The organism is Leisingera sp. NJS201 (assembly GCF_004535885.1).
Classification (GTDB): domain Bacteria; phylum Pseudomonadota; class Alphaproteobacteria; order Rhodobacterales; family Rhodobacteraceae; genus Leisingera.
This window is the reverse complement of the sequence record NZ_CP038234.1, coordinates 3,215,862-3,228,934: the sequence shown is the minus strand read 5'-3', so window position 1 is coordinate 3,228,934 and position 13,073 is coordinate 3,215,862. Positions and strand designations below refer to the sequence as shown.

Here is a 13,073-nt window from a genome sequence, read left to right as displayed (position 1 = left end):
GAAAAACCATGCCCCGTTTGCAGGCGGAAACCCCGTTACTTCACCCGGAATGCCAGATCACAGACAGCCGGTTCGGGCGCTATGTGGAGATCGGCGCCGGCAGCCGGGTCGCGAATTCTGCGGTTGGCGACTACAGCTATTGCGACCGCAGCTGCGATATCGCTAATGCAAAGATCGGCAAGTTTGCCAATATCGCAAGTCTAGTCCGGGTCGGCGCGACTGATCATCCGATGGAAAAAGCCTCGCTGCATCATTTCCACTACCGGTCCGGCGACTACTGGGACGATGCGGAACAGGATGCAGAGTGGTTTTCCCGCCGCGCCGGGCGCACAGCATTTATCGGCCATGACACTTGGATCGGCCACGCCGCAATTATCAAACCGGAGGTGACCATCGGCCATGGTGCGGTTGTAGCCGCGGGCGCTATCGTGACCAAGGATGTGGCGCCCTACACGATAGTAGGAGGTAACACCGCGAAGGTGATCCGCCGCCGCTATACCGAGGCTGTCGCCGGGCAGATGATGGAGCTGGCCTGGTGGGACTGGGACCACGGCACTTTGCGCGCCGCATTGCCGGATTTCCGCACATTGCGGGCGGAGGCGTTTCTGGAGACATATGCCTGATCCGGCGGGCGGGAAGCTCCCGCCTGTTCCAGCGCATTCATAGAATGCGCCTCACAGTTGGGTGTGGCGCCGCTGCGCGGCGAAAGGGCCTGCCGAGACGCGCTTGAGGGGCAAATCTGCCCTTCAAACGCCTTGTTCATTTTAAGGTCTGCCATCCCCGCCTCAAGGGTGAACGGCGCTGCGCGCCGCTGTTTTGCGGCCTCTGGCCCGGGGACGGCAGGATTATGCGGCGCCTGCGTCTACCAGCTGGGTGGCGATATCAAGGAACACTTTGGCCTGGGCGCTGTCGGGCTGCGCTGCCACAATCGGGGTGCCGTTGTCGCCGGCCAGGCGCACGTCCAAGTGCAGCGGCACCTCGCCCAGCAGCGGAACGCCCAGCTTCTTGGCCTCCTGCGCCACGCCGCCATGGCCGAAGACATGCTCCTCGTGGCCGCAGTTCGAGCAGATGTGAGTCGACATGTTCTCAATCATGCCCAGCACCGGCACGTTCATCTTGCGGAACATGTCGATGCCTTTGCGGGCGTCGATCAATGCAACGTCCTGCGGGGTGGAGACCACAATGGAGCCGTCTACATGGGTCTTTTGCGCCAGCGTCATCTGCACATCGCCGGTGCCGGGCGGCAGATCGACGATCAGCACGTCCAGCTCGCCCCATTGCACTTGCAGCAGCATCTGCTGCAGCGCGCCCATCAGCATCGGGCCGCGCCAGATCACCGCTTGGTCTTCGCCGGTCATCAGACCCATCGACATCATGGTGACGCCATGGTTGCGTAAGGGAAGGATGGTCTTGCCGTCAGGGCTGGCGGGCCGGCCGCTGACACCCAGCATCTTGGGTTGCGACGGGCCGTAAACATCGGCATCCAGCAGCCCCACCTTGCGCCCCTGCATCGCCAGCGCGCAGGCGATATTGGCCGAGACTGTGGATTTTCCGACCCCGCCCTTGCCGGAGGCAATCGCAAGAATCCGCGCCACACCCGGAACCTTCTGCGGCGCTGCCTGCTGTTGCGCCTGGGCGGGCTGCTTGGGCTTCAGATCCGGCGGCGCCTTTTGCGAGTGGGCGGTCAGCATGGCCGAGACCTTCCCGACCCCCGGCAGCGCAGTCACAGCGGCGTCAGCCTGATCGCGGACCGGACCATAAGCCTCGGACTTGCCGGGGTCGATTTCCAGCACAAAGCGGACGGTGCTGCCCTCGACGGTCACTGCACGGGCGATGCCTGCGCTGACGATATCACTGCCGCTGACGGGGTCGGCGACAGATTTGAGCGCCTCAAGGACGGTTTCACGGGAGATGGTCACGCCGGTCTTGCTCCTGTAGCTGGTCATGCCTTGCGCCTGTTCTGGCGCAATTCAGCGCGGTATGCCAGCGGTTCGCTGCCCGGAGTTTGATTTGGCGCATCCTGGAGTCAGCTTATGTGCCAGCTGGCCTTGCCCATCGGGCGGCACAGAGGGCTAGCGGCAGAACGCAGCAGCGCCGCGCGTCAGCGCGGCGCTGGGCCCAACGGGAGGAAGGTACCGGCAGGTACCGGACGACGGGCGGGAGGCTCCCGTCAACAGGCGTCCGCCGATTGACCCTGTCAGCTGGCCAGTGCGACCTCGGCGGACCTCATCACCTCGCCAATACGGCGGCCGGTGTCCACCATGCGGTTGGAAAAACCCCATTCGTTGTCATACCAGCTGACCACCCGCACCAGCCCTTCGGCGGTGACAGCAGTCTGCGCTGCGGCAAAGCAGCTGGAATGCGGATCGTGGTTGAAATCGACAGAGACCAACGGGTCTTCTTCATAGGACAGAATGCCCGCAAGCCCGCTCTCGGCAGCTGTCTTCACTGCGGCATTGACGGCTTCCACGGTGGCGGTGCGTTCCGGCACAAAGCTGAGGTCCACCACGGACACATTCGCGGTGGGCACCCGGATTGCCGAACCTTCCAGTCGCCCGTTCAGATGCGGCAGCACCTGGGAAATCGCCCGGGCCGCTCCGGTGGAGGTGGGGATCATCGACAGCGAGGCCGCACGGGCGCGGTAGAGATCCGAGTGGCTGGTGTCATGGGTCGGCTGGTCGCCGGTATAGGCGTGGATCGTGGTCATGTAGCCGGTCTTGATGCCAAAGGCGCCGTCCAGCACTTGCGCCAGCGGTGCCAGGCAGTTGGTGGTGCAGGAAGCGTTGGAGACGATCACGTCGTCCGCCGTCAGATCCATGTGGTTGACGCCGAAAACCACGGTGCGGTCGGCATCTTTGCCGGGGGCAGAGATCAGCACCCGCTTGGAGCCGTTTTTCAGATGCCGCGCGGCGTCACCGCGGGCCGTGAACAGTCCGGTGCATTCATAGGCGATATCGACATCCTGCCAGGGCAGCTCTTCCGGGTTGCGGATCGCGCTCAGCCGGATGCTGTGGCGGCCCACGCGGATCAGGTCATCGGCCAGAAACACCGGCGTCTTCAGGCGGCCGTGCACGCTGTCGTATTTCAGCAGATGCACCAGGGTCTCGGGCGGCGACAGGTCGTTGATGGCAACAACTTCGATGTCTTTTTCGCCGCTTTCCAGAAGTGCGCGCAGCACCCCGCGGCCAATCCGTCCAAATCCGTTTATTGCGATTTTCAGTGTCATGCCTCACCTCTGGCTGCTGGGCCGGAATGATTCCGGTAACGATAACGGTTGCGATACCGATAGCGATAACGGTTCTGGAAATCAACCCCCGTGCCGGCAGACCAGCCCTTGCGGCTGCCGGCAAAGTGCTTGACCATGGGCGGATGACCAAGAAACTGCTGCTGAAGGACGTGGCCCATCTGGCCGGCGTCAGCGAGATGACCGCCTCCCGTGCCCTGCGCGGTGCCCCGGATGTGTCCGCCAAAACCAAGGCCAAGGTTGAAGAAATCGCCCGCAACCACGGCTATGTGCCCAATCGGATTGCCGGCTCTCTGTCCTCGCAATCGGTCAATCTGGTGGCGGTGGTGGTGCCGTCGCTGAACAGCTTTGTTTTTCCGGAGGTGCTTTCGGGCATTTCCGCTGTTCTGAAGGACAGCCAGCTGAAGCCGGTGGTCGGGGTGTCGGGGTATGATCTTGAGGAAGAGGAAGGTGTTATCCGCGAAATGCTCAGCTGGCGCCCCTCCGGTTTGATCGTCGCAGGGCTGGAGCATACCGAAACGACACGGCGGATGCTGCAGCAGGCGGATTGCCCGGTGGTCGAGGTTATGGATGTGGACGGCGATCCGGTCCGCCATTGCGTCGGCATTTCGCATCTGCAGGCAGGCCGCGACATGGCAGAGCAGATTCTGGCCTGCGGTTACCGCAAGATCGGCTTTATCGGCACCAAGATGCCGCAGGACTTCCGCGCCCGGAAACGCTTTGACGGTTTCACCGACGGTTTGGCCGCCCAGGGTATCGCTCTGGGGATATCGAGCATTATGCCGGCGAAAGTGCGATCCAGACCGGCCGCCAGCTGACCGCGCAGATGCTGGCGCGCAACCCGGATCTTGATTGCATCTACTATTCCAGCGACGTGATGAGTGTTGGCGGCTTGATGCATTGCCTGGCTGCAGGCCTATCGGTGCCGGGCGATATTGCGCTGGCCGGCTTCAACAATCTGCAAATCCTGCAGGGCATGCCGCAGCAGCTGGCCACAACGGATGCCTGCCGCCGTGAGATTGGCGAACGTGCCGCGCGGGTCATCCTGCAATCGCGCGAGGCCGGCAGCACGGACAGTCTGGTGTTCGACCGGTTGTGCCCCGCGATTAATCTGGGTGAGACGCTCTAACAGCCTCCCGGCGGCTGAAACCGGCGGCGTTTCCGCGATCCGGGGCTGGGCACGGTTGATTTTGGCGCTTTCCTGTGGCTTTGCGGCCCGCCATGGGGCAGCCTGTAGGCAGCCAGTTCAGTCCAGCCAGCCGGAAAAGGAGCCCAGATGCCCCAGTACAACGACATGTTCGAACTGTCCGTTACAGATATGGAGCTGATAGAGACCGCCCTGCAAGCCACAAGGGATACCCTGTCAGAGGCCCAACCGGCAGCGGGCAGCAGCGAGGGCGAAACGCTGCGCCGCGTGCACGAGCTTTTGGGCCGGCTGCACAATCAGAAAATCTTCTACTACCCCAAAGACAAGGTCTACGTCAGCGGCTGACGCTGTAGCGGAACGAAACAGCGCTCCCCGCCGGGCGGAGAGCGCTGAAACCTGGCGAAATGCCGTTGTTTACAATGCTGCCTTGAACAGCTGGGTGAGGTTCTCCTCAGAAAGCTCAATCGGGTTGCCACCGCAGCTGGGGTCGATGATCGCGCCTTTGACCAACTCGGGGATTGCATCCTCGGTGACGCCCAGATCTGCCAGCTTGCGGGGGATCCCGAGGCTGTCGTTCAGTTCCTGCACAAACGTCCGGAACCCGTCAAAACCGCCCTCGATGCCGAGGTAGGCCGACGCCATGGTGAACCGGTCTGCGATTGCAGGCGCGTTGAACTCCAGCACCGCTGGCATGCAGACCGCGTTGGTGGTGCCGTGGTGGGTGTTGAAGTGCGCTCCGATCGGGTGGCTCATGGCGTGAATGGCGCCCAGCCCCTTCATGAAGGCGGTGGCCCCCATCGCCGCGGCGGACATCATCTGGGCGCGCGCCTCGATATCGGTGCCGTCGGCATAGGCGCGCGGCAGGTAGTCCTTGACCAGCCGCATGCCTTCCAGCGCGATGCCCTGGGACATCGGGTGATAATGAGGGCTGCTGAACGCCTCGACGCAATGGGCAAAGGCATCCAGGCCGGTGCCTGCGGTGATGAACTTGGGCATGCCCACCGTCAGCTCGGGGTCGCAGATCACTACCGCGGGCAGCACCTTGGGGTGGAAGATGATCTTCTTCTGATGGCTGACACTGTCGGTGATCACGCTGGCGCGGCCCACCTCGGATCCGGTGCCTGCGGTGGTCGGCACCGCGATGATCGGCGCGATGGCATCGGCATCGGCGCGGGTCCACCAGTCGCCGATATCCTCAAAATCCCAGACCGGGCGGGTCTGGCCGGCCATAAAGGCAACCATCTTGCCCAGATCCAGGCCCGAGCCGCCGCCGAATGCGATCACGCCGTCATGACCGCCCGCCTTATAGGCTTCGACTCCGGCCTCCAGGTTCTTCTCATTCGGGTTCGGGTCCACGTCCGAGAACATGCCGCGGCCCAGCCCAGCGGCGTCCATGATGTCCAGGGTGCCTTGGGTGACAGGCAGATCGCCCAGCCCCTTGTCGGTGACCAGCAATGGCTTGGTGATGCCGGCAGCGGCGCAGGCATCACCCAGTTCGTTGATCCGGCCGGCACCGAATTTGATTGCGGTCGGGTAGGACCAGTTTCCGTTAAGGCTCATATCGTGTTCCTTTGATGCAATGGCCCGCCCCGGGGAGGAGACGCCGGGGCGGGCGGGGCCGTCCGTCAGCCGGTCACCTTTTTCAGGTGATAGGACTTGGGACGGGTCAGATTGTGATAGCCGATGACCGACAGCCCGCCGCCGCGGCCTGTATCCTTGCAGCCGGTCCAGCACAGACCGGGATCCAGGTAATCGGCCCGGTTCATGAACACCGTGCCGGTCTCGATCCGGTTGCCCACCGCCTGCGCCCGCTCCAGATCGCGGGTCCAAAGCGATGCGGTGAGACCGAAGTTGCTGTCGTTCATCAGCGCAATGGCCTCGTCGTCCGACTGCACCTTCATGATGCCGACGACCGGGCCAAAGCTTTCCTCGCGCATCACCCGCATATCGTGGGTCACACCGGTCAGGATCTGCGGCGTCAGGTAGGCGCCGCCGTCATCCTCCGGCAAGGTTTCGATATGGGCCACTGCACCTGCCTCCACGGCCTCGGCGATCTGGCTGCGCACCTCATCAGCAAAGCGCACATTGGCCATTGGCCCGATGGTGGTCTCCGCGTCCAGCGGGTTGCCCAGCTTGTAGCCTTTGACGATGGCAATCGCCTTCTCCAGGAAGGCATCGTAAAGGCTTTCATGCACATAGATCCGCTCGATGCCGCAGCAGCACTGGCCGGAGTTGAACATGGCGCCGTCGATCAGCGTGTCCACCGCCGCATCAAGATCGGCGTCCTCCATCACATAACCCGGATCCTTGCCGCCCAGCTCAGTGCCGACGCCCACAAAGGTGCCTGCCGCCGCACGTTCCATCGCCTGGCCGCCGCCCACCGAGCCGGTGAAGTTCACGAAGTTGAACGCCTTCTCGGCAATCAGCGCCGAAGTGGTGTCATGGTCCAAAAAGACATTCTGGAACACATCCGCGGGCACGCCCGCCGAAGCAAAAGCCTGCGCCATGCGCTCGCCTGCCAGCAGTGTCTGGGTGGCGTGCTTCAGCACTACCGTATTGCCTGCGATCAGGGCAGGGGCCACAGTGTTGATTGCGGTCATATAGGGGTAGTTCCAGGGCGCCACGACAAGCACGACCCCATGCGGGACACGCTTGATATAGCGTTTGAAGGTGGCGTCCTCGCCAACCTCGATATCGGCCAGCGATTCCATAGCGATCTTGGCCATATGCGAGGCACGCTCGTTAAAGCCGCCGAACTCGCCGCCATAACGCACCGGCCGGCCCATCATATGGGCCAGTTCCGGCACAATCTCATCATTCATCGCGCCAACGGCAGCGACGCCTGCCATCACCAGGCCGATCCGCTCCTGCAGGGGGCGTGCGGCCCAGGCGGTTTGGGCCGCGCGGGCGCGTGCCACCGCGTCAAAAGCTGCCTCGCGCGATAGGCTTTCGCGTTCGGCAAAAACCGATCCGTCGATCGGCGAGATGCACTTCAGTGTCTGGCCCATGCCATCAACTCCATTCCAAGGGGCACTGCCGCCCCTGCTTCTTTCTGGTCAAAAATACCCCGGGGGTCAGGGGGCCGGCCCCCAGCCCACCAGGTCCGGATCACGCCCGCTCGAAGCCGCGGGCAATCTCGTAGTCGGTAACCACGCGGTCAAACTCCTCGATCTCCACCTCGGCGGCGCGTACATAATGGTCGACCACATCGTCGCCAAGGGCGGAACGCAGCATCGCCGAGCCTTTCAGCGCCACCGCGGCATCGCGCAGTGTGCCCGGTATCATGCCCGTGTCACCTTGGTAGACATCGCCTTTTGACGGGGGCTGCAGTTCCAGCCCTTCTTCGATCCCGGCAATGCCCGCCGCCAGCATGCCCGCCATCGCCAGATAGGGGTTCATGTCAGAGCCCGGAATGCGGCACTCGACCCGGATCGCCTTGGTCCCGTCGCCGCACAGGCGGTAGCCGGCGGTGCGGTTATCCACCGACCAGATGATCCGTGTCGGCGCAAAGGTGCCCTTCATGAAGCGTTTGTAGCTGTTGATGTAAGGCGCCATGAAGGCAGTGTAATCGGGCGCGTACTTCAGCAGCCCGCCCATGTAGGCCTTCATCAGCGGCGACATGCCCAGCTCATCCGACGGGTCATGAAACGCGGGCTTGCCGTCCTGCCACAGCGACTGATGCACATGGCTGGAAGAGCCGACCTTATCGTGGCTCCATTTCGGCAGGAAGGTCACCGCATGGCCCTGCTGGTGGGCGATTTCCTTCACCGCGTGTTTGGCGATGGTGTGGTACTCTGCAGTGTCCATCGCCGCGGCGTATTTGATGTTGAGCTCTTCCTGGCCGGTCTCCGCTTCCCCCTTGGAATTCTCGATCGGCAAGCCCGCGTCCCACAGGTGGTTGCGGATCGGACGCATCACATGCTCTTCACGGGTGGTCTGCAGGATGTTGTAATCCTCGTTGTAGCCCGAGATCGGCGCCAGATCGCGGAAACCGGACTTACGGATCTCGTCAAAGCTCTTTTCGAACAGGAAAAACTCAAGCTCGGTGGCGCACATGGCGTCATAGCCCATCGCCTTAAGCCGGTTTACTTGGGCTTTCAGAATGGCGCGCGGGGAGTGTGGAACTTCTTCATGCGTGTGGTGATCCAGCACATCGCACAGCACCATCACCGTGCCCTCCAGCCACGGCACCGGGCGCAGGGTCGCCAGATCCGGCTTCATCACATAGTCGCCATAGCCGTTTTCCCAGCTGGTCGAGGCATAGCCATCCGGCGTCGCCATCTCCAGGTCCGTTGCCAGCAAGTAGTTGCAGCAATGGGTCTCTTCCCAGGCTCCGGCAATAAAATGCTTGGCGTGGAAGCGTTTGCCCATCAGCCGCCCTTGCATGTCCACTAGACATACCAGAACCGTGTCGACCAGGCCCGAAGAAACCTGGGATTTCAAATCATCGAAGGAGAGCATGAGCAGCCCTTTGCGTGCTTGGGCCAAAACTTTTCCTCAAAAGTTTTGGCAAATTCCTTGGGTAAGGAATTTGGCCTGCTGCGCGGCAGGCCAAGTTCCGTTTTGTTTGCCCGTCCCTTAGCCGTAGCGGTAGGGGCGGCCCGCCTTTTGCATGTCGGCGTTGTACTTCTTGAAGATCTCGACAACCTTTGCCTTGGTCTCGGACTCGGCCGCGATCTCGTCCCAGAACTTCACTGCGGCGTCTTCGACCTGTGCCCATTCGTCATCCGGAATGGTGGTCAGCTTCATGTCGCTGCCGTTGACGCGCAGGTTGGCTTCACCGCCCCAGTACCACCACTGACGGTAATAATGCGACTGGTCGCAGCAGACGCGGAACAGGGTTTGCAAATCTTCGGGCAGTTCATTCCAGCGGCCCTGGTTGGCAAAGAACGACCCGGCCCAGGCGCCGGAGATGTTGTTGGTCAGGAAGTAGTCGGTGACCTTTGACCAGCCGACAGTGTAATCCTCGGTGATGCCAGACCAGGCGATCCCGTCCAGTTCACCGGTCTGCACCGCGACTTCGATGTCCTCCCAGGGCAGGGTGACCGGCACCACGCCGAACTGCGACAGGAAGCGGCCTGCAGTCGGGAAGGTGAAGACCCGCTTGCCCTTCAGATCCGCCAGCGAGTTGATCGGGTCCTTGGTGGCAAAGTGGCAGGGGTCCCAGGCGCCGGCCGAGATGTGCTTGACGCCGACCTTGGAATATTCCGCGTCCCAGATCTCGTTCAGGCCATACTGGTTGAACAGCACCGGCACATCCAGCGAGTAGCGCGAGGCAAAGGGGAAGTAGCCGCCGAACACGGTGACTTCGGTGGGCGAAGCCATGGAGTCATCATCCGACTGAACCGCATCAATGGTGCCGCGCTGCATGGCGCGGAACAGCTCGCCGGTGGGGACCAGCTGATCGGCGTAGTACAGCTCAATCTGCATCCGGTCGCCGGCGATCTTGTTGAACATGTCGATGGCGGGTTTGATCACATGCTCACCCAGCGCCGCACCGGCATAGGTCTGCATCCGCCATTTGATGGTGGACTGGGCCAGGGCCGGGGTGGCCAGAGGTGCCGCCATGGCGCCAACGCCGGCGGTCTTCAGAAACTTGCGTCTTGTTGTCATTATACTCACTCCTTGTTGAAATATCCGGTCCCTTGGCGGGACTCTTGCTTGGTTATTTTCCGTAGACATAGTCCGGCAGCCACAGGGCGATTTGCGGAAAGATCATGATCAGGGCCAGGGCCAGAACCATCACCGCGGCAAAGGGGATGATCGAGACATAGATGTCCTTCAGCCCGATTTCCGGCGGCGCCATCGCCCGCATCAGGAACAGGTTATAGCCGAATGGCGGCGTCATATAGGCGATCTGGGTGGTGATGGTATAAAGCACCCCGTACCAGATCAGATCAAACCCAAGCGCCCCCACCAGCGGCACATAGAGCGGCGCCACGATCACCAGCATTGCGGTGTCATCCAGGAAGGTGCCCATCACGATGAAGCTCAGCTGCATCAGGATCAGGATCATCCAAGGCGACAGGCCCAGCTTGGTGGTGAACAGGTCTTCGATGGCCTTGACCGCGCCGAGGCCGTCAAAGATCGCCCCGAAGGCCAGCGCCGCCAGGATGATCCACATGAACATGCAAGAGATGCCAAGGGTCGAGCGCACCGAAGTCTCAAACACATCCTTGGTCATCCGCCCCTTCAGCACCGCGGCAATAAAGGCGGTCATGGCACCGATGGCCGAGCTTTCCACCAGTGATGTCCAGCCGTTCACAAACGGCACCATCATCGCGGCAAAGATCGCCAGCGGCAGCACGCCGGAGAACAGCAGGCGGTATTTTTCCTTCATGAACACGTCTTTGTAAAACAGCGCGTTCTTGCGGGTCAGGAAGGACAGCGCGCCCAAGGCCAGCGCCACACCAAGCGCGGGTTTGGCCTCCAACGTGCCGGTTTTGATCAGCAGCGGCACCAGCACCAGCGCGCCCAGCACAATGTAGTTCAAGCGCAGCGGGTGGTCAGTGATTTGCTCGTATTCTGCCAGATCCTCGGGGTGCATGGCCGGACCCAGATCGGGCTGCATGCGGGAGCGGACGTAGATGTAGATGATGAACATGGTGGCCATCAGCAGGCCGGGGATCACACCTGCCAGCCACAGCTGGCCCACCGGCTGGCGTGCGATCATCGCATAAAGGACCAGCACCACCGACGGCGGCACCAGGATCCCAAGCGAAGACCCGGCCTGAATGGTGCCTGTCACCAGGATCTTGTCATAGCCGCGGCGCAGCAGTTCCGGCAGCGCAATGGTCGCGCCGATTGCCATGCCGGCGACCGACAGACCGTTCATCGCCGAAATCAGAACCATCAGACCGATGGTGCCAATCGCCAGACCGCCCTTCACCGGACCCATCCACACGTGAAACATCCGGTAGAGGTCATCGGCGATCTTCGATTCAGACAGCACGTAACCCATGAAAATGAACATCGGCAGCGTCAGCAGCGGATACCATTTCATCAGCTTCATCGCCGCGGAGAAGGGGATCTCCACCCCGCCGGTGCCCCACAGGAGCATGCCCGCAACCGCACCGACAAAGCCGATGGCGCCAAACACCCGCTGGCCGGTCATCAGCATCAGCATCATGCCGGCAAACATGACGATAGCAATCCATTCGTAGGACATCAGATTTCAACTCCGCGCAGGCGTCCGATATCCCGGAACAATTCGGCAAGGCATTGCAGCAGCATCAGAAAGACACCGAAGCAGAGGATGGTTTTTACAGGCCACAGGAAGGGGCGCCAGGCGGTGGAACTGCGCTCGAGATAGCCGAGCTTTTCACCAGCAGCGGCAGGGCCTTCACTCAGCAGCGTCTTCAGCAGGTCCCAGAAGAACTGCACAGGCTCCAGCCCGAAGTATCCCAGCGAATAGGCCGTAGAACTCAGCGCGCCGTACATCAGGATCATCAGGTAGCTGATCAGGAAAAGCACAGTGAAAGCATCAACCAGCGCCTTGGTTTTTGTTGACCAGCCGCCGTAAAACAGATCCATCCGCACGTTTGATCCCATCTGGATCGAATATGGCCCGCCCAGAATGTAATAGGCCACCATCACAAACTGCGCCGTCTCCAGCGTCCAGTGCGAAGGGTCGAAGAACGTCTTGGAGACCGACGACCACAGTAAAACCCCGATCAGGGCAAAGATCAGATACATGGCGAAGCGGCCGATGAGGCGGTTCATCGCGTCAATGCCGCGGACATAGGCCCTTATTACTTTAGGCACCAAAGCCCCCTTCCGCCGCCAGCGCGGCCAGGGCCGGGCGCAGCAATGTCAGCATTTCTTCTGCCATGGCCTCTTCTTCTTCTGGCGTGGTCACCAGATCGTTGCGGATTTCGATCATCACATTGGCCAGCCCGTGTGCCAGCCCGTGGATCTTCAGCGAATGGGTGACGCCATCCGCCGGGCCATAGGGTTCATTCCGTTCCACCCGGCGGTGCGGCAGGGCAGGGGCCGCGGCCAGCATGGCGTCAGCCAGGCGGCTGTCGGCGTCGTGCAGGATGCCGATCTCAACCGTGCGGGCCTCGCCGTAATAGACCGGGGTGAAGCTGTGCATGGTGACCAGAACGGATTGCAGCCCGGCATCCTTGCGGGCCTTGATCAGCTCGGAGACAGCGCTGCAGAACGGTGCATAAACCGTGTCCGCACGCTCCTGCCGCTGCGCGGCTGTCAGGTCTTTGTTGCCGGGCACCTCTACCAGTTCGGATTTCTCCGGCATCGCCGAGGCAGCTTCGGGCGGACGGTTGCAGTCGTAAACCAGCCGCGACACGGTGCTGGCCACCAGCGGTGCATTCAGGGCCTGAGACATATGCAGGGCCACCGCCCGCGCGCCCGGGTCCCAGGCGGCGTGGCTCAGCAGGTCCTCATCCCGCAGTCCCAGCCCGTCATAGCGCACGGGGATGTTGCTGGAGGCGTGCTCGCACAGCAGTAGAACCGGGCTGGTGCCCTCGCGGTTCACCACCTCTACTGTCTCCGCTTGAGCGTGAGAATCGCTCCCTCGCATATGCTGCCCCCCTGCGATTTGGAAAAAACTTTCCATGAAGAGATATTTGTGTCAATATATTTTCATGACCGGTTTCGCACAGAGATTCCTGAAACTTTCTTTTCAGGACGGATCCGGGTAGGAAAGTGTTTGTTCAAAAG

At 61.8% G+C, this 13,073-nt stretch carries 11 protein-coding genes and 1 pseudogene; 3 read left to right on the top strand and 9 right to left on the bottom strand.

The window, feature by feature from the left end; all coding sequences use genetic code 11:
• Nucleotides 1-8 precede the first annotated feature (8 nt).
• Entirely contained in the window at nt 9-623 is a 615-nt protein-coding gene (locus ETW23_RS15730; protein ID WP_134830565.1) for a chloramphenicol acetyltransferase, read from the top strand.
• A 222-nt stretch (nt 624-845) separates the two neighbouring features.
• Here ETW23_RS15730 and ETW23_RS15725 read toward each other — a convergent pair whose 3' ends face one another.
• Both ETW23_RS15725 and gap read right to left on the bottom strand, forming a co-directional pair.
• Nucleotides 846-1,919 (bottom strand): Mrp/NBP35 family ATP-binding protein, encoded by a 1,074-nt coding sequence (locus ETW23_RS15725; RefSeq protein WP_134831341.1) that lies wholly within the window; start codon nt 1,917-1,919, stop codon nt 846-848.
• Nucleotides 1,920-2,197: 278 nt separating this feature from the next.
• The gene (gene gap / locus ETW23_RS15720; RefSeq protein WP_134830564.1) at nt 2,198-3,226 is read right to left on the bottom strand and encodes a type I glyceraldehyde-3-phosphate dehydrogenase; all 1,029 of its coding nucleotides are present in this window, start codon (nt 3,224-3,226) and stop codon (nt 2,198-2,200) included.
• A 143-nt stretch (nt 3,227-3,369) separates the two neighbouring features.
• Here gap and ETW23_RS15715 point away from each other — a divergent pair.
• Together ETW23_RS15715 and ETW23_RS15710 are read left to right on the top strand one after the other, a co-directional pair.
• Nucleotides 3,370-4,373 (top strand): annotated as a pseudogene (locus tag ETW23_RS15715) (LacI family DNA-binding transcriptional regulator).
• A 147-nt stretch (nt 4,374-4,520) separates the two neighbouring features.
• Nucleotides 4,521-4,736: a hypothetical protein gene (locus ETW23_RS15710; RefSeq protein WP_134830563.1), complete on the top strand. Its 216-nt coding sequence runs from the start codon at nt 4,521-4,523 to the stop codon at nt 4,734-4,736.
• Nucleotides 4,737-4,805: 69 nt separating this feature from the next.
• Here the strand turns inward: ETW23_RS15710 and ETW23_RS15705 are convergent, their stop codons facing one another.
• The 7 genes from ETW23_RS15705 to ETW23_RS15675 form a co-directional block, all read right to left on the bottom strand.
• Complete coding sequence (locus ETW23_RS15705) at nt 4,806-5,951, bottom strand: iron-containing alcohol dehydrogenase (RefSeq protein ID WP_134830562.1); 1,146 nt, start codon at nt 5,949-5,951, stop codon at nt 4,806-4,808.
• Between the two features lie 65 nt (nt 5,952-6,016).
• A complete protein-coding gene (locus ETW23_RS15700) occupies nt 6,017-7,399 on the bottom strand; it encodes an aldehyde dehydrogenase family protein (protein WP_134830561.1) in 1,383 nt (460 codons plus the stop codon).
• A 100-nt stretch (nt 7,400-7,499) separates the two neighbouring features.
• A complete protein-coding gene (locus tag ETW23_RS15695; RefSeq protein ID WP_134830560.1) occupies nt 7,500-8,852 on the bottom strand; it encodes a glutamine synthetase family protein in 1,353 nt (450 codons plus the stop codon).
• A 117-nt stretch (nt 8,853-8,969) separates the two neighbouring features.
• Nucleotides 8,970-10,004 carry a TRAP transporter substrate-binding protein gene (locus ETW23_RS15690; RefSeq protein WP_129369951.1) on the bottom strand — a complete coding sequence of 345 codons (1,035 nt, stop codon included), beginning with the start codon at nt 10,002-10,004 and terminating at the stop codon, nt 8,970-8,972.
• Between the two features lie 52 nt (nt 10,005-10,056).
• Entirely contained in the window at nt 10,057-11,559 is a 1,503-nt protein-coding gene (locus tag ETW23_RS15685; protein ID WP_129369952.1) for a TRAP transporter large permease subunit, read from the bottom strand.
• A complete protein-coding gene (locus tag ETW23_RS15680; RefSeq protein WP_134830559.1) occupies nt 11,559-12,155 on the bottom strand; it encodes a TRAP transporter small permease subunit in 597 nt (198 codons plus the stop codon). The genes ETW23_RS15685 and ETW23_RS15680 overlap by 1 nt, the downstream gene beginning before the upstream one ends.
• A complete protein-coding gene (locus tag ETW23_RS15675) occupies nt 12,148-12,933 on the bottom strand; it encodes an N-formylglutamate amidohydrolase (protein WP_134830558.1) in 786 nt (261 codons plus the stop codon). Before ETW23_RS15675 ends, ETW23_RS15680 begins: the two co-directional genes overlap by 8 nt.
• Nucleotides 12,934-13,073 lie beyond the last annotated feature (140 nt).